This window comes from Streptomyces luteoverticillatus (genome assembly GCF_003970715.1).
Taxonomy (GTDB): domain Bacteria; phylum Actinomycetota; class Actinomycetes; order Streptomycetales; family Streptomycetaceae; genus Streptomyces; species Streptomyces abikoensis.
Genome location: NZ_CP034587.1, coordinates 3613725 through 3630452, shown reverse-complemented (window position 1 = coordinate 3630452; position 16728 = coordinate 3613725). Strand labels below are relative to the sequence as shown.

Sequence of the window (16728 nt, the reverse complement as noted above, 5' to 3'; positions counted from 1 at the left end):
CAGAAGACTCAAGGAGACATCTCAATGGCTCTCAAGGCCGTCACCGACGCGTCCTTCGACGAGGACGTCATCAAGAGCGACAAGCCCGTCCTGGTGGACTTCTGGGCCGAGTGGTGCGGCCCGTGCCGCCAGATCGCCCCGTCCCTGGAGGCGCTCGCCGCCGAGTACGGCGAGAAGATCGAGATCGTCAAGCTGAACATCGACGAGAACCCGACCACGGCCGCCAAGTACGGCGTGATGTCCATCCCGACGCTCAACGTCTACAAGGGTGGTGAGGTCGTCCAGACCATCGTCGGCGCCAAGCCGAAGGCCGCTCTCGAGCGCGAGCTCACGGACTTCATCCACGCGTAAGCGAAGCCGAAAGAAGCGGCGCGCGGTTTCACGTGAAACGTGAAACCGCGCGCCGCTTCCTCGTTCACAGCGGCCGTAGCGCGGGCTCCTTCTGGACGGCTCCGAGGAGCCGGTCCAGGGCCAGCTCGACGTCCTCCTTCCAGGAGAGCGCCGAACGCAGCTCCAGCCGCAGCCGGGGGTAGCGGGGGTGGGGGCGTACGGTCTTGAAGCCGACGGCCAGCAGATGGTCGGCGGGCAGCACACACGCCGGCTCCTTCCACCGGGCGTCACCGAAGGCCTCGATCGCCTTGAATCCCCTCCGCAGGACGTCCTTGGCGACGGTCTGCACCATGACCCGGCCCAGCCCCTGCCCCTGGTAGGCGGGCATCAGCCATGCCGTCATCAGCTGGACGGCATCCGCGGCGACCGGGCTGGTGGGGAAAGCGGTCGAGCGGGGGACATAGGCGGGCGGAGCGTAGAGCACAAAGCCCACCGGGATCTCGTCGACATAGACCACCCGGCCACAGGATCCCCACTCCAGCAGCACGGCGGAGATCCAGGCCTCCTTCTCCAGCTCGGGGCGCCCGGCCCTCAGCGCGGCTTCACCACTGACGGGGTCCAGCTCCCAGAAGACACAGGCGCGGCAGCGCTTGGGCAGGTCCGGGAGGTTGTCCAGCGTGAGCGGTACGAGCCGACGCCCCATGCGGTCAGTTCCTCACTTCCGTCGCGTGCCACGCTCCGGGCGGTGGCCAGGACGCTCCGCTCCCGAAGCAGACCACCGACGAAACCGCCGACCGCCCCCAGGCCCAAGCCCGCTGCCACCAGTCCCGTCCGGCTCACCGTTCGCATGGCCCCGCCCCTCCGTGAACCGCGTCCAACGTGGATGTGCCACACCTCAACGCATCGTATCCACAGGTCGATTGCCCCGATAGCTTGACAGGGCAAAGGGCGGGTCGTGTTCCACGCAAATGAGTTCCACGTGAAACACGACCCGCCCTGAAGGTGAGCGCCGGAGAAATCCGACGGGCCCGACGTCGTCCAGGAGGCTACGCGTCGGCGTTCCGCTCCTCGTCGGTGGCGAGCGGCTGCTCCAGCACCCGGCCCTCGCCGGGAGCGAGCGTGCCGAGGATCCGCTCAAGGTCCTCCATCGAGGCGAACTCGACGACGATCTTGCCCTTCTTCTGGCCGAGGTCGACCTTCACCCTCGTCTCGAAGCGGTCCGACAGCCGCGAGGCCAGATCGGTCAGCGCCGGGGCGACACGGGCACCGGCCCGGGGGCCCTTGCCCTTCGCCGGCTTCTTCGACCGCGACTTCATCAGCGTCACGATCTCCTCGACCGAACGCACCGACAGCCCCTCGGCCACGATGCGATAGGCGAGCTTCTCCTGCTCCTCCGCGTCGTCCACGGAGAGCAGGGCCCGGGCATGACCGGCGGAGAGCACACCGGCGGCGACCCGCTTCTGCACGGTCGGCGACAGCTTCAGCAGCCGCAGGGTATTGGAGACCTGGGGGCGCGAGCGCCCGATGCGGTCCGCCAGCTCGTCATGGGTACAGCTGAAGTCCTTGAGCAGCTGGTCGTAGGCCGCCGCCTCCTCCAGCGGGTTCAGCTGAGCCCGGTGGAGGTTCTCCAGGAGCGCGTCCAGCAGCAGCTTCTCGTCATCGGTGGCCCGGACGATGGCGGGGATCCGCTCCAGCCCGGCCTCCCGGCACGCCCGCCAGCGGCGCTCACCCATGATGAGCTCGAAGCGCTCCGGGCCCAGCTGCCGCACCACGACGGGCTGGAGCAGCCCGACCTCACGGATGGAGGTCACCAGCTCGGCGAGGGCGTCCTCGTCGAACACCTCCCTGGGCTGCCGGGGATTGGGCGTGATGGCGTCCAGCGGAAGCTCGGCGAAGTGGGCGCCGGCCACCTGGCCGTCTTCGCCCTCGGCACCCGGACCGGCCACGGGGACGGACTCGGTTTCACGTGAAACGGAGTCCACCGAGCCGAAGTCGCGCCGGGAGTCCCGGGGCGTGCCGATCTCCTCCAGGGGAAGGGCGGCGACCTTCGCCGCGGCGACCCCCCGCTCGGCCGTCAGCACCGGCACCGCGGTCGGGGACGTCGCGCCGGGTCCGACCGCCGGTCCGCTCTGGTCCGCCGCCTTCGGCGCCGGCGGGATCAGCGCACCGAGCCCCCGGCCCAGTCCTCTACGTCGCTCACTCACTGAAGCCCCTCCGACATGCTGTGCTGATCTTGCTGTTGCTGACGGCCCACGATATGAGCCCGGCTGCCGTCGTACCGCACCCCGATCCCCCGTAGCGCGATCTCCCGGGCCGCCTCCAGATACGACAGCGCGCCACTGGAGCCCGGGTCGTAGGTGAGGACCGTCTGCCCATAGCTGGGCGCCTCGGAGATACGCACCGAGCGGGGGATGCTGGTCCGCAGCACCTCATGCCCGAAGTGGCTGCGCACTTCCTCCGCCACCTGGGAGGCGAGCCGGGTCCGGCCGTCGTACATCGTCAGCAGGATCGTCGACACATGGAGCTTGGGGTTCAGATGGCCCCGGACCAGCTCCACATTGCGCAGCAGCTGCCCCAGGCCCTCCAGCGCGTAGTACTCGCACTGGATGGGGATCAGCACCTCCGCGCCCGCGACCAGGGCGTTGACCGTCAGCAGACCGAGCGACGGCGGGCAGTCGATGAGGATGTAGTCCAGCGGCTGCTCATAGGCCTTGATCGCCCGGTCCAACCGGCTCTCCCGGGCCACCAGGGAGACCAGCTCGATCTCGGCACCGGCCAGATCGATCGTGGCGGGGGCGCAGAAGAGGCCCTCCACATCCACGACCGGCTGGACCACCTCGGAGAGCTGCTTGTTGTCCACGAGGACGTCATAGATCGACGGGACCTCGGCATGGTGGTCGATGCCCAGCGCGGTCGAGGCGTTCCCCTGCGGGTCGAGGTCGATGACCAGCACCCGGTTGCCGTGGAGCGCCAGCGAGGCCGCCAGGTTCACGGTGGTCGTGGTCTTGCCGACCCCGCCCTTCTGGTTGGCCACCACCATCACTCGGGTCCGCTCCGGCCTCGGCATGGGAGGCGGCGGCGTTTCCCGTGAAACAAGCTCACCCATGGGCAGGGGGCCGGGAGCGGCCATCGATTCGGAGTCGGAGGGGCGGGGGCCGGGGACCGGGTCGGTCATCGGCCCCGCGATATTGGCGTCGGACCGCAAGGATTCACTCTCCTCGACATCGGGCTCGCGATGGTCAGAGCCTGCCATGCTTTCGGTGTCGTGAACCAGCGAGGCCCGTTCTCCTGTGGATGAATCCCATGGACCTGTGGACGAAGCCATGTCCTTGACCGCTCGGCGGTCACGCGGCGCGGAGGCCGCACGGGCGCGGCCGATGATTCCATGCAGCAGGGAGCGATGTTTCACGTGAAACACGATGCATGGCACTCACCGTCGCCGCGCCGCGACACTCCGCTACGGGTAGTTTTGCCAGCTTGTATGGAGCATCAGCGACGGCGCGCCCGGGTGGCCCGGGCCGCCTTCGCCCGCTTGGCGGCGAAGCGCACCCCACCGGGGCTCTCCCCGACCTCGACCCGCACCAGCGTCGACAGCGGGTCGACCACTCCCTCGCCGACGTGGAGCACCGAGGTCCTGACGACGCCCAGCTTGCCCAGCGCGGCACGGGCGGCCTTGAGTTCCTCCTCCGCTGTGTCGCCCTTGAGCGCCAGCATCTCGCCGTAGGGACGCAGCAGCGGCACGCCCCAGCCCGCGAGCCGGTCCAGCGGGGCCACGGCCCGCGCGGTGACGACATGCACGGGGTCGATCTTCCCGAGCATCTCCTCGGCGCGTCCGCGGACCACCGTGACATGGTCCAGGCCCAGCAGCTCCACGACCTCCTGGAGGAACGTGGTGCGGCGCAGCAGCGGCTCCAGCAGGGTGATCTGGAGGTCCGGCCGGACCAGGGCCAGGGGGATGCCGGGCAGACCGGCGCCCGAGCCCACATCGCACACGGAGACGCCGTCCGGCACGGCCTCGGCCAGCACCGCACAGTTCAGCAGATGGCGCTCCCACAGCCGCGGGACCTCACGGGGACCGATCAGCCCGCGCTTGACGCCCGCGTCCGCGAGCAGCTCCGCGTAGCGGACGGCCTCCGGAAAGCGGTCACCGAAAACAGCCCGCGCCGCCGCGGGCGCCGGGGGGAGCTCCGCTGCCTCTTCCACGGGGAACCGTCCTTCCGTACAAACGTCGACGAACGTTGATGGTGAATATTCGGAGTCTGAATATCAGGCTGACAAGGATCGGCCCCGTCTGCGAGCAGACGGGGCCGTACACACCTGGACGTGGGACAGGTCAGGCGGGCAGAACGACCACGCGACGCTGGGGCTCCTCGCCCTCGGACTCGCTGCGGAGGCCGGCGGCGGCGACGGCGTCGTGGACGACCTTGCGCTCGAAGGGGGTCATCGGGTCCAGCTTGACCGGCTGACCGGTGCTCCTGGCCTCCTGGGCGGCCTGGGCGCCCAGCCCGGCCAGCTCCTCGCGCTTGCGGGCCCGGAAGCCGGCGATGTCGAGCATCAGCCGGCTGCGGTCACCGGTCTCCCGGTTGACCGCGAGGCGGGTGAGCTCCTGGAGGGCCTCCAGGACCTCGCCGTCCCGGCCGACCAGCTTCTGGAGGTCACGGCTGGTGGAGTCGCTGATGATCGAAACCGAGGCGCGGTCGGCCTCGACGTCCATGTCGATGTCGCCGTCCAGGTCGGCGATGTCGAGCAGACCCTCGAGGTAGTCGGCCGCGATCTCGCCCTCCTGCTCGAGGCGGGACAGGGTGTCGGTGCCCTCGGCGGTCTGGCGCTCCGTGTCCGTCACGGGGGACTCCTTCGTCACTTCTTGGTCGGGTGCTTGGGGCGCTGTGGGCCGCCCTTGCGCTGTCCGGACTTGGCGCCGCGGGCGGCACCGCCGGCCGGCTTGGCCTTGGCCTCGCCGGACTCCTGGTCCTGCTTCTCCAGCGTCGTCTTGCCGGAGGAGGCGACGGAGTGGCCCGGGCCACCGGTCTGGCGCTTGGACTTCGGCTGGCGCTTCGGCTGCTGGCGGGCGGCACGGGCGGACTCGGCCGCCTCACGCGCCTCGGCCTGCGCCGGGTCCTCCTTCAGCTTGCCCTTGGCCCGCAGGCGCTCCTGGCGCTGCTGGAAGGCGAGGCTGCCGGGGGTGGGGTTGCGCCGGATGACGAACATCTGCTGACCCAGGGTCCACACGTTGGTGGTCAGCCAGTAGACGAGGACACCGACCGGGAAGTTGATGCCGAAGACGGCGAACATGATCGGGAAGACGTACATCAGCATCTTCTGCTGCTGCATGAACGGCGTCTTCACCGTGAGGTCGACGTTCTTCGTCATCAGCTGGCGCTGCGTGTAGAACTGCGACAGCGACATCAGGACGATCATGATGACCGTGACGACCCGGACGTCGGTCAGGCTGGCACCCAGGGACTCGACCTTGGACGCGGAGTCCATGAACTTCACCGACAGCGGGGCACCGAAGATGTGCGCCTGCCGGGCGCTCTCCAGGAGCGGCTTGTCGATGACGCCGACGACCTTGCCCTGCGCGATGTGGTTCAGGACCTGGTACAGCGAGATGAAGAAGGGCGACTGGGCCAGGATCGGGAGACAGCTCGAGAGCGGGTTGGTGCCCGTCTCCTTGTAGAGCTTCATCATCTCTTCGGACTGGCGCTGCTTGTCGCTCTTGTAGCGCTCCTGGATCGCCTTCATCTTCGGCTGGAGCGCCTGCATGTTCCGCGTGGCCTTGATCTGCTTCACGAAGAGCGGGATCAGGCAGATGCGGATCAGCACCACCAGCGAGACGATCGACAGACCCCACGCCCAGCCGCTGTCCTTGTTGAAGATCAAGCTGTAGAACGCGTGGAACTGGACGATGATCCAGGAGACAACGTAATAGAGGGGACCGAGGATCGTGTCCACGAATCAGGCTCCTTGGGCGTTGGACTGGGTCTCGGGCTGTGCGGTGGGCCCCGTGGTGGGGTGCCCGCCCAGTCGGCTCCTCAGCCGCTGGTGCCAGACCGGACGCTTCCGGGGAGGGACGTGGTCGACGCCACCGAGCGACCACGGGTTGCAGCGCAGGATGCGCCAGGCCGTCAGCACTGTTCCTTTGACCGCACCGTGCCTGTCGATCGCGGTGTAGCCGTAGTGCGAGCAAGACGGGTAGTACTTGCAGACCGGGCCCAGCAGGGGGCTGATGGTCCACTGGTAGATCTTGATCAACCAGAGCAGCGGGTACTTCACTGTGCGCTCCCTCCCGGGTGACCGGGACTCCGGGGGTCACCCCCCGGGGGATTGCTTCGCGGCGCCCCTCCCAGGAGCCGCTCCAGCGCGGCGTCGAGATCACGGGCCAATTGATCGTGGCCCGCCTCGCCCGCGCCGGGCAGGGCTCGCACCACCACCAGGCTACCGGCGGGGAGCCGATCCAGCCGGTCCCGCACCAGGTGGCGCAATCGTCGCTTGACCAGATTACGGACGACGGCCCCGCCCACGGCCTTGCTCACGACGAAACCCGCACGTGCCGAGGGGGCTATCCCCCGGGCACGTGCGGGTCCGTGTTACCGCTGCGTAGGTGGACGACGAGGAGCGGGCGGCCAGCCCTGCGTCCTCGGCGAACCGCGGCCGCGAAATCCTCGCGCCGCCTCAGCCGAGACTCGGAAGGCAGCACGTCAGGACCTCGACGTCAGGCTGGTCAGGCCGACAGGCGAGCGCGACCCTTGCCACGGCGGGACGCGAGGATCGCGCGGCCGGCACGGGTGCGCATGCGCAGGCGGAAGCCGTGGGTCTTCGCGCGACGGCGGTTGTTCGGCTGGAAGGTGCGCTTGCTCACTCGGGGACTCCAGAAATGAATTGATGGCGGGACATCGCCTGGCTGTCACCGTGCGCCCACGAGGAGACTCGCAATACGCCCAAGTGCACCGCTTCATAATCACGGACCCGGAGTCCGTGATCTTTGCCCATCGGAGGCAGGCGGCAGCAGCCATCGACAACTCGACCTGGTCACGGTACGCGTGGTTACGCCATCCGGTCAAACCGGCAGCGTACCCGGGTACCACCGTAGCCTCCCCGAAGGCGGGAAGACGACAGGCGACACCTCATGGCACATTTGTACACACCCTGTGGACAACGACTTGAACCACGTGCCTCGCCCTGACTACCGTGGCTGAACTCCGAATCCTTCCCGCCCGTCCCGAGAACCACACATTCGTGGGACTCCGGGGCACCCCCCGTGACTGAGAGAGCGTGCCCTGTGGCTGACCTGCCCGCCGATCTTGCCGCAGTGTGGCCGCGCGTGCTCGAACAGCTCCTCGGTGAGGGGCGTGGTCAGGGCGTGGAGAGCAAGGACGAGCACTGGATCAAGCGCTGCCAGCCGCTGGCGCTGGTGGCCGACACCGCCCTGCTGGCGGTGCCCAACGAGTTCGCCAAGGGCGTCCTCGAGGGCCGGCTCGCCCCGATCGTCAGCGAGACCCTGAGCCGTGAGTGCGGCCGCCCCATCCGGATCGCGATCACCGTCGACGACTCCGCCGGCGAGCCCCCGGCCCAGGCCCCCCAGCAGCCCGAGCGCCATCAGCAGCCCGAGCGCCCCCGGCCGCACGGCCCGGGCCAGGGCCGTGACACGTTCGAGGGCTATGAGGGCCACGGCGGCTACGGCGCCCGTCCGGGCGACGACCTGCCGACGGTGCGCCCCGCCTACCCGGACTACCAGCAGCCCCGCAGCGAGCCCCCGGGCGCCTGGCCGCGCCACTCGGCGCCGTCCGGGCCCCACGGCGGCGACCGGGGCGACCGCGGCGACTACGGCTGGCAGCAGCCCCGGCTCGGTTCGTACACCGAGAGTGACCGGGACCCCTACGCCTCGCAGTACGAGCAGCAGCCCGAGTACCGCTCCCCGGAGCGGCCCGAGCGCGCGCCGTACGAGCCGCAGCGCCGTGAGCTGCCCGACACGGGCGCCGTCGGCCGGCCCGCCGGCCGGCCGTCGCCGTCGGCCGGCCCGGCGCCCTCCGGTTCCGGTTCGGGGTCCTCCTCGTCCTCCTCGTCCTCCGCGGGCACGGGAGCGGCCGAGCCGACGGCGCGGCTGAACCCGAAGTACCTCTTCGACACGTTCGTCATCGGCGCGTCCAACCGCTTCGCCCACGCGGCCGCGGTGGCGGTCGCCGAGGCGCCGGCCAAGGCGTACAACCCCCTGTTCATCTACGGGGAGTCCGGGCTCGGCAAGACCCACCTGCTGCACGCCATCGGGCACTACGCGCGCAGCCTCTACCCGGGCACGCGGGTGCGCTACGTGAGCTCCGAGGAGTTCACCAACGAGTTCATCAACTCCATCCGCGACGGCAAGGCGGACGCGTTCCGCAAGCGCTATCGCGACATGGACATCCTGCTGGTCGACGACATCCAGTTCCTCGCGAGCAAGGAGTCGACGCAGGAGGAGTTCTTCCACACGTTCAACACGCTCCACAACGCGAACAAGCAGATCGTGCTGTCCTCGGACCGGCCGCCCAAGCAGCTGGTGACCCTGGAGGACCGGCTGCGGAACCGCTTCGAGTGGGGCCTGATCACGGACGTGCAGCCGCCGGAGCTGGAGACGCGCATCGCGATCCTCCGGAAGAAGGCGGTCCAGGAGCAGCTGAACGCCCCGCCGGAGGTGCTGGAGTTCATCGCGTCCCGGATCTCGCGGAACATCCGTGAGCTCGAGGGCGCGCTGATCCGGGTGACGGCCTTCGCGAGCCTGAACCGGCAGCCGGTGGACCTGGGCCTGACCGAGATCGTCCTCAAGGACCTGATCCCGGGGGGCGAGGACGCCTCTCCGGAGATCACCGCGCCGGCCATCATGGCGGCGACCGCCGACTACTTCGGGCACACCGTGGAGGACCTGTGCGGGGCCTCGCGCAGCCGGGTGCTGGTGACGGCCCGGCAGATCGCCATGTACCTCTGCCGGGAGCTCACGGACCTCTCGCTGCCGAAGATCGGCGCGCAGTTCGGCGGTCGTGACCACACGACCGTCATGCACGCGGACCGCAAGATCCGCGCGCTGATGGCCGAGCGGCGCTCGATCTACAACCAGGTGACCGAGCTGACGAACCGCATCAAGAACGGCTGAGCACGACCGCTGAGCAGAACGACGCGACGGCTCGCGAGGGCCGTCCTGGGGCGCTTCGGGACCCTTCCCGGGGCGCCCTTCGGCGTTCCCGGGCGGGGACGGCTGGCGTCCACCGTCCCCAGCATGTTCGAATCCTGCCTCTGACCTGCCGGTTCTCCACAGATTCGGGCTCTGTCCACGATCCACACCCTGGGGACCGCGAAGTTATCCATACGGTGTCCACAGACCAGGCTGTTGATATGCCATCAGGCGAGGTCAGCCGGGTGTGGATTTGTGGCAAACCCCGTTCCACAGCCTGTGGACAGCCGGAGCGTCCACAGCCGCCCTCGAAGTTGTCCACCGGCAACCCACAGGCGAACCGGTGTTATACACAGCCTTTCCACACCGCTGTCCACTGTTCGGCAACGAAACGCCCGGTCTCACCGCACCGAGTGAAAGCCATCACACCCAGGTGCCGGGTTGGGCTGTGGGCAACCGGGGTAAAGCTGGGGACAGCCCTGGGGAGAAGTGCCCCCCGTCTGTGCACCGGGTGTGCAGAACTTTTCGCGTTCCACAGACCACCCCGGTTTTCCACCCCCGCCACCCACAGGCCCGGTGGACAAAAAATCGGTCCTGACCTGGGCAAAGGAAGTTTTCCACGGTTTCCACAGCCCCTACTACTACGACCACAGAGATCTAGCGGGGAACTCGTTTCGAAGTGGGTGCTGTGGATGACTCGGCCTCGCGCCGCGCCACGCCCCGGATCTCGATTTGACCGGCAGCAGCGCCGACTGTCAGCGGCGTACGTCAGACTGTTCTCCGGCGCCAGTCGCCGAGGAAGAAGCCAGCAGGGCGAGCCAGCAACAAGCAGGAGGCGGTTCCGGTGAAGATCCGGGTGGAGCGCGATGTACTCGCGGAGGCAGTGGCCTGGGCGGCCCGCAGCCTCCCGGCCCGTCCGCCGGTGCCGGTCCTCGCGGGCCTGCTGCTGAAGGCCGAGGACGGTTCGCTGAGCCTCTCCGGCTTCGACTACGAGGTCTCGGCCCGCGTCTCGGTCGAGGTGGATGTGGAGGAGGACGGCACCGTCCTCGTCTCCGGCCGGCTGCTCGCCGACATCTGCCGCGCACTTCCCAACAGGCCTGTGGAAATCTCCACCGACGGTGTGCGTGTGACCGTGGTCTGCGGCTCCTCGCGATTCACACTCCACACCCTGCCTGTGGAGGAATACCCGGCACTCCCGCAGATGCCGACGGCCACGGGCACCGTCCCGGCGGAGGTCTTCGCCTCGGCCGCCGCCCAGGTCGCCATCGCCGCCGGTCGCGACGACACGCTGCCGGTGCTCACCGGTGTGCGCATCGAGATCGAGGGCGACACGGTCACCCTGGCCTCCACCGACCGCTACCGCTTCGCGGTCCGCGAGTTCATGTGGAAGCCGGAGACCCCGGACATCTCCGCGGTCGCCCTGGTGCCCGCCAAGACCCTGCTGGACACCGCCAAGTCCCTCAGCGGCGGCGACACGGTCTCGATCGCGCTCAGCGGCTCCGGCGCCGGTGAGGGCCTCATCGGCTTCGAGGGCGCCGGCCGCCGTACGACCACGCGGCTGCTCGAGGGCGACCTGCCGAAGTACCGCACGCTCTTCCCGACCGAGTTCAACTCCGTCGCCGTGATCGAGACCGCGCCGTTCGTCGAGGCCGTCAAGCGTGTGGCTCTGGTCGCCGAGCGGAATACCCCGGTGCGGCTCAGCTTCGAGCAGGGCGTGCTCATCCTGGAGGCCGGTTCCAGCGACGACGCACAGGCTGTGGAAAGGGTCGACGCCCAGCTGGACGGCGACGACATCTCGATCGCCTTCAACCCCGGCTTCCTGCTGGAGGGTCTCTCCGCGATCGACTCGCCGGTCGCCCAGCTGTCCTTCACCACGTCCACCAAGCCGGCGCTGCTCAGCGGCAAGCCGGCGATGGACGCGGAGGCGGACGAGGCCTACAAGTACCTGATCATGCCGGTTCGTCTTTCCGGCTGACGGTCGGCGACGGCTCGCGGCCGGGTTTTTCGGCTGCGGGCCGTCGTGGCTTGGCGCGCAGTTCCCCGCGCCCCTTACGGGGCGTACGCGGACCCGTTTGAGCGCCACGTCCCCACAGGTGTGCGTCCATTCCCAGGCGTAGGCTCGAAGCACGTACCCCTGGTACGACCCGCACGACTACGGCAAAGAGGATCACCCATGGAGCTCGGTCTCGTCGGTCTCGGCAAGATGGGCGGCAACATGCGCGAGCGCATCCGCCGCGCAGGCCACACCGTCATCGGATATGACCGCAACCCGGACCTGGCGGATGTCCACAGCCTGAAGGAGCTTGTGGATTACCTCCAGGGCCCGCGCGTCGTGTGGGTCATGGTCCCGGCCGGTGCCGCGACCCAGTCCACGATCGACGAGCTCGCCGAGCTGCTCTCCCCCGGCGACATCGTCGTCGACGGCGGCAACTCCCGCTGGACCGACGACGAGAAGCACGCCGAGGAGCTGGCGGCCAAGGGCATCGGCTTCGTCGACTGCGGTGTCTCCGGCGGTGTCTGGGGCCTGGAGAACGGCTACGCGCTGATGTACGGCGGCTCCGCCGAGGACGTCGCGAAGGTCCAGCCGGTCTTCGACGCGCTCAAGCCCGAGGGTGACTTCGGTTCGGTCCACGCGGGCAAGGTCGGCGCCGGCCACTTCGCCAAGATGGTCCACAACGGCATCGAGTACGCGATGATGCAGGCCTACGCCGAGGGCTGGGAGCTCCTGGAGAAGGTCGACTCCGTCACCGACGTGCGCGAGGTCTTCCGCAGCTGGCAGGAGGGCACGGTCATCCGTTCCTGGCTGCTGGACCTGGCCGTCAACGCCCTCGAGGAGGACGAGCACCTCGAGAAGCTGCGCGGCTACGCGGCCGACTCCGGCGAGGGCCGCTGGACGGTCGAGGCCGCCATCGACAACGCCGTGCCGCTCCCCGCGATCACGGCCTCCCTCTTCGCGCGCTTCGCCTCGCGCCAGGAGGACTCCCCGCAGATGAAGATGATCGCCGCGCTGCGCAACCAGTTCGGTGGCCACGCGGTCGAGACCAAGAAGTAGACCCGAGAAGCAACACCCAGCAGCCGGAGGAGGTCGGCACGCAACCATGCACGTATCGCATCTGTCGCTGGCCGACTTCCGCTCGTACGCCGGGGCCGAGGTCCCGCTCGAACCGGGCGTCACGGCCTTCGTGGGCCCCAACGGCCAGGGCAAGACCAATCTCGTCGAGGCCGTCGGCTATCTGGCCACCCTCGGCAGCCACCGGGTCTCCTCGGACGCGCCGCTGGTGCGGATGGGCGCCGACCGGGCGATCATCCGCGCCGCCGTCGTCCAGGACGAGCGCCGGCAGCTCATCGAGCTGGAGCTCAACCCGGGCAAGGCCAACCGGGCCCGGATCAATCGTTCCTCCCAGGTCAGACCGCGCGACGTGCTCGGCATCGTGCGCACCGTGCTGTTCGCCCCCGAGGACCTGGCGCTGGTCAAGGGCGACCCCGGCGAGCGCCGCCGCTTCCTCGACGAGCTGATCACCGCGCGCTCCCCCCGCATGGCGGGCGTGCGCTCCGACTACGAGCGCGTCCTCAAGCAGCGCAACACCCTCCTGAAGTCCGCCGCGATGGCCCGTCGGCACGGCGGCCGCCAGCTGGACCTCTCCACCCTCGACATCTGGGACCAGCACCTGGCCCGGGCCGGCGCGGAGCTGCTCGCCCGGCGGCTCGACCTGATAGCCACCCTGCGCCCGCTGGCCGACAAGGCCTACGAGCAGCTGGCGCCCGGCGGCGGCCCCGTCTCCTTCGACTACCGCGGCCCGGCCGGCATCGAGGGCGCCCACACCCGCGAGGAGCTCTACGAGGCGCTGCTCGCCGCCCTCGCCGAGGCCCGCAAGCAGGAGATCGAGCGCGGCGTGACGCTCGTCGGCCCGCACCGCGACGAGCTGCTGCTGCGCCTGGGCGAGCTGCCCGCCAAGGGGTACGCGAGCCACGGCGAGTCCTGGTCGTACGCGCTGGCGCTGCGCCTGGCCTCGTACGAGCTGCTGCGCGCGGAGGGCGACGAGCCGGTGCTCGTGCTCGACGACGTCTTCGCCGAGCTGGACGCCAGACGGCGGGAACGGCTGGCGGAGCTGGTCGCTCCGGGCGAGCAGGTGCTGGTGACGGCGGCCGTGGACGACGATGTGCCCGGCGTCCTCACCGGTGCGCGCTTCGCGGTCGAGCGGGGCGGGGTCGAGCGCGTATGAGCACGCCGGCCGGCCACCGGGACCACGGCCCGGGGGACCGGGGGAAGACCCCGGAGCCCTCCGGTGTGGATCTGGCGCGCGTGGCGCTGCGGGCCGCCAAGGAGCAGGCGCGGGCGCGGGGCGCGGCGGCGCAGCAGAAGAAGCAGGCCCGACGTGGCGGTGGGCTGCGCTCCGGGGCGCGCGCCGACGGGCGCGATCCGCTGCCGCTGGGCGCCGCGATCAACCGGCTGATCACCGAGCGGGGCTGGGAGACGCCCGCCGCGGTCGGCGGGGTGATGGGCCGCTGGCCGCAGATCGTGGGGGAGCAGCTGGCGCTGCACTGCGAGCCGCAGAAGTACGACGAGGACGCGCGGGTGCTCACGGTGCAGTGCGACTCGACGGCCTGGGCGACCCAGCTGCGGATGCTCGCGCCCACGCTGGTGGCCCGGCTCAACGACGACCTGGGCCAGGGCACGGTGAAGACGATCAAGGTGCTGGGGCCGGGCGGCCCCGCGCGCCGGTACGGGCCGCTGCGCGCCCCTGGGAGCACGGGCCCCGGCGACACCTACGGATGATCCCCGGGTCATGGTTGGTCAAAGGTTCTCCCAGGTCGGAAGCGCCGGTGACGGCCGCGTGGAAGCCGGGCCGGGGACGGGTGAGGGGCCGAGTGACGCCCGGGACCGGTGGACACTCGGCGCACGGTTTACGGGCGGTTGACAGCGCGAAGCCGGGCCGAAGCGCTGAGTGCCCCTGTGAGCCTCTTGGAGGCCGGGGCCGCATATGGGGAGTCGGCTGATGCCGGTTCAGGGCGCCACAAGAGGACTCAGGCACCGGCAAACCCCCATTCATGTCAGCGCCACCGGTACACTGGTAGTAATCCCGCCGGATCGCGGGGATCGCCGACTCATACTGACCGACACTGAACGACGCAGCCGCTCCTGCCTTGCCCCGGGAATCCCCGCCGCGGCAGGGGATGGCTTGTGCTGTGCCAGAAAGGGCGCTTCGTGGCCGATTCCGGCAACCCCAACGAGAACACCACCCCCTCCGAGGCCGCGGGCGCCGGGTCCGGCGCCCCTGGCGGTGGCGGTGAGACGTCGTACGACGCCAGTGCGATCACCGTGCTGGAGGGCCTGGACGCGGTCCGCAAGCGGCCCGGCATGTACATCGGTTCCACCGGCGAGCGCGGTCTCCACCACCTCGTCTACGAGGTCGTCGACAACTCCGTCGACGAGGCCCTCGCCGGTCACGCGGACACCATCGACGTGACGATCCTGTCCGACGGCGGCGTTCGCGTCGTCGACAACGGCCGTGGCATCCCGGTCGGCATCGTCCCCTCCGAGGGCAAGCCCGCCGTCGAGGTCGTCCTGACCGTGCTCCACGCGGGCGGCAAGTTCGGCGGCGGCGGCTACGCCGTCTCCGGCGGTCTGCACGGCGTCGGCGTCTCCGTCGTCAACGCCCTGTCCACGCGCGTCGCTGTCGAGGTCAAGACCGACGGCTTCCACTGGACGCAGGACTACAAGCTCGGCGTCCCGACCGCCCCGCTGCAGCAGAACGAGCCGACCGACGAGACCGGCACGTCCGTCACCTTCTGGGCCGACGGCGACATCTTCGAGACCACCGAGTACTCCTTCGAGACGCTCTCGCGGCGCTTCCAGGAGATGGCCTTCCTCAACAAGGGCCTCACCATCTCGCTGACCGACGAGCGCCCGGCGCACGTGGACGAGGAGGGCAAGCCCCTCGCCGTCCGCTACCACTACGAGGGCGGCATCTCCGACTTCGTCCGCTACCTCAACTCCCGCAAGGGCGAGGTCGTTCACCCCTCGGTGATCGCCTTCGAGGCCGAGGACAAGGAGCGGATGCTCTCCCTCGAGGTGTCGATGCAGTGGAACACCCAGTACACCGAGGGTGTCTACAGCTTCGCCAACACCATCCACACCCATGAGGGCGGCACCCACGAGGAGGGCTTCCGCGCGGCGCTCACCGGTCTGATCAACCGCTACGCGCGCGACAAGAAGCTGCTCCGGGAGAAGGACGACAACCTCACGGGCGACGACATCCGCGAGGGCCTGACGGCGATCATCTCCGTCAAGCTCGGCGAGCCGCAGTTCGAGGGCCAGACGAAGACCAAGCTGGGCAACACCGAGGCCAAGACCTTCGTCCAGAAGGTCGTCCACGAGCAGCTCACGGACTGGCTGGACCGCAACCCCAACGAGGCCTCGGACATCATCCGCAAGTCCATCCAGGCGGCCACCGCCCGGGTGGCGGCCCGCAAGGCGCGCGACCTGACCCGCCGCAAGGGCCTGCTGGAGACCGCGTCGCTGCCGGGCAAGCTCTCCGACTGCCAGTCGAACGAGCCGGCCAAGTGCGAGATCTTCATCGTCGAGGGTGACTCCGCCGGCGGCTCGGCCAAGTCCGGCCGCAATCCGCAGTACCAGGCGATCCTCCCGATCCGAGGCAAGATCCTCAACGTCGAGAAGGCGCGGATCGACAAGATCCTGCAGAACACCGAGATCCAGGCGCTGATCTCCGCCTTCGGCACCGGTGTGCACGAGGACTTCGACATCTCGAAGCTCCGCTATCACAAGATCATTCTGATGGCGGACGCCGACGTCGACGGTCAGCACATCAACACCCTGCTGCTCACCTTCCTCTTCCGCTTTATGCGTCCGCTGGTCGAGGCCGGGCACGTCTACCTCTCCCGTCCCCCGCTCTACAAGATCAAGTGGAGCCGGGACGACTTCGAGTACGCGTACTCCGACCGTGAGCGCGACGCCCTGATCCAGCTGGGCCGCGAGAACGGCAAGCGGATCAAGGACGACTCGGTCCAGCGCTTCAAGGGTCTCGGCGAGATGAACGCCGAGGAACTGCGCGTCACCACCATGGACGTCGACCACCGGGTGCTCGGCCAGGTCACGCTGGACGACGCCGCGCAGGCGGACGACCTGTTCTCGGTGCTCATGGGCGAGGACGTCGAGGCACGGCGCTCCTTCATCCAGCGCAACGCCAAGGACGTCCGCTTCCTCGACATCTGAGCCTGTCGGCCACTCGAAACAG

Annotated in this window: 15 protein-coding genes and 1 pseudogene; 7 read left to right on the top strand and 9 right to left on the bottom strand. The window is 69.3% G+C overall.

The window, feature by feature from the left end; all coding sequences use genetic code 11:
* Nucleotides 1-24: 24 nt before the first annotated feature.
* Nucleotides 25-351, top strand: a complete 327-nt coding sequence (gene trxA, locus EKH77_RS16025; RefSeq protein WP_397613791.1) for a thioredoxin — start codon at nucleotides 25-27, stop codon at nucleotides 349-351.
* Between the two features lie 64 nt (nucleotides 352-415).
* On the opposite strand, the gene EKH77_RS16020 is transcribed toward trxA, so the two are convergent.
* The 9 genes and pseudogenes from EKH77_RS16020 to rpmH form a co-directional block, all read right to left on the bottom strand.
* Nucleotides 416-1033: a GNAT family N-acetyltransferase gene (locus EKH77_RS16020; RefSeq protein WP_126915039.1), complete on the bottom strand. Its 618-nt coding sequence runs from the start codon at nucleotides 1031-1033 to the stop codon at nucleotides 416-418.
* Nucleotides 1034-1376: 343 nt separating this feature from the next.
* Complete coding sequence (locus EKH77_RS16015; protein ID WP_126915038.1) at nucleotides 1377-2534, bottom strand: ParB/RepB/Spo0J family partition protein; 1158 nt, start codon at nucleotides 2532-2534, stop codon at nucleotides 1377-1379.
* Nucleotides 2531-3583, bottom strand: coding sequence for a ParA family protein (locus EKH77_RS16010; protein ID WP_126915037.1), 1053 nt, complete (start codon nucleotides 3581-3583; stop codon nucleotides 2531-2533). Before EKH77_RS16010 ends, EKH77_RS16015 begins: the two co-directional genes overlap by 4 nt.
* 236 nt (nucleotides 3584-3819) lie before the next feature.
* Nucleotides 3820-4533 (bottom strand): 16S rRNA (guanine(527)-N(7))-methyltransferase RsmG, encoded by a 714-nt coding sequence (gene rsmG / locus EKH77_RS16005; protein ID WP_126915036.1) that lies wholly within the window; start codon nucleotides 4531-4533, stop codon nucleotides 3820-3822.
* Between the two features lie 130 nt (nucleotides 4534-4663).
* Entirely contained in the window at nucleotides 4664-5173 is a 510-nt protein-coding gene (locus tag EKH77_RS16000) for a protein jag (RefSeq protein ID WP_126915035.1), read from the bottom strand.
* A gap of 14 nt (nucleotides 5174-5187) precedes the next feature.
* Nucleotides 5188-6282, bottom strand: coding sequence for a membrane protein insertase YidC (yidC, locus tag EKH77_RS15995; RefSeq protein WP_126915034.1), 1095 nt, complete (start codon nucleotides 6280-6282; stop codon nucleotides 5188-5190).
* A 3-nt stretch (nucleotides 6283-6285) separates the two neighbouring features.
* Nucleotides 6286-6603, bottom strand: coding sequence for a membrane protein insertion efficiency factor YidD (yidD, locus tag EKH77_RS15990; RefSeq protein ID WP_126915033.1), 318 nt, complete (start codon nucleotides 6601-6603; stop codon nucleotides 6286-6288).
* Nucleotides 6600-7027: pseudogene (gene rnpA, locus EKH77_RS33360) on the bottom strand (ribonuclease P protein component). Before rnpA ends, yidD begins: the two are co-directional and overlap by 4 nt.
* Nucleotides 7028-7051: 24 nt before the next feature.
* Nucleotides 7052-7189 carry a 50S ribosomal protein L34 gene (gene rpmH / locus EKH77_RS15975; RefSeq protein WP_003949374.1) on the bottom strand — a complete coding sequence of 46 codons (138 nt, stop codon included), beginning with the start codon at nucleotides 7187-7189 and terminating at the stop codon, nucleotides 7052-7054.
* Between the two features lie 420 nt (nucleotides 7190-7609).
* On the opposite strand from rpmH, the gene dnaA reads away from it, so the two are divergent.
* The 6 genes from dnaA to gyrB all read left to right on the top strand — a co-directional run bounded on the left by dnaA (nucleotide 7610) and on the right by gyrB (nucleotide 16706).
* Nucleotides 7610-9454 carry a chromosomal replication initiator protein DnaA gene (gene dnaA / locus EKH77_RS15970; protein WP_126915030.1) on the top strand — a complete coding sequence of 615 codons (1845 nt, stop codon included), beginning with the start codon at nucleotides 7610-7612 and terminating at the stop codon, nucleotides 9452-9454.
* A gap of 862 nt (nucleotides 9455-10316) precedes the next feature.
* Nucleotides 10317-11447 (top strand): DNA polymerase III subunit beta, encoded by a 1131-nt coding sequence (gene dnaN, locus EKH77_RS15960; protein WP_126915029.1) that lies wholly within the window; start codon nucleotides 10317-10319, stop codon nucleotides 11445-11447.
* Between the two features lie 198 nt (nucleotides 11448-11645).
* Nucleotides 11646-12524 carry a phosphogluconate dehydrogenase (NAD(+)-dependent, decarboxylating) gene (gene gnd, locus EKH77_RS15955; RefSeq protein ID WP_126915028.1) on the top strand — a complete coding sequence of 293 codons (879 nt, stop codon included), beginning with the start codon at nucleotides 11646-11648 and terminating at the stop codon, nucleotides 12522-12524.
* A 46-nt stretch (nucleotides 12525-12570) separates the two neighbouring features.
* Complete coding sequence (recF, locus tag EKH77_RS15950) at nucleotides 12571-13695, top strand: DNA replication/repair protein RecF (protein WP_126915027.1); 1125 nt, start codon at nucleotides 12571-12573, stop codon at nucleotides 13693-13695.
* Nucleotides 13692-14249: a DUF721 domain-containing protein gene (locus tag EKH77_RS15945; protein ID WP_126915026.1), complete on the top strand. Its 558-nt coding sequence runs from the start codon at nucleotides 13692-13694 to the stop codon at nucleotides 14247-14249. The genes recF and EKH77_RS15945 overlap by 4 nt, the downstream gene beginning before the upstream one ends.
* A gap of 405 nt (nucleotides 14250-14654) precedes the next feature.
* Nucleotides 14655-16706 carry a DNA topoisomerase (ATP-hydrolyzing) subunit B gene (gyrB, locus tag EKH77_RS15940; RefSeq protein WP_126915025.1) on the top strand — a complete coding sequence of 684 codons (2052 nt, stop codon included), beginning with the start codon at nucleotides 14655-14657 and terminating at the stop codon, nucleotides 16704-16706.
* Nucleotides 16707-16728 lie beyond the last annotated feature (22 nt).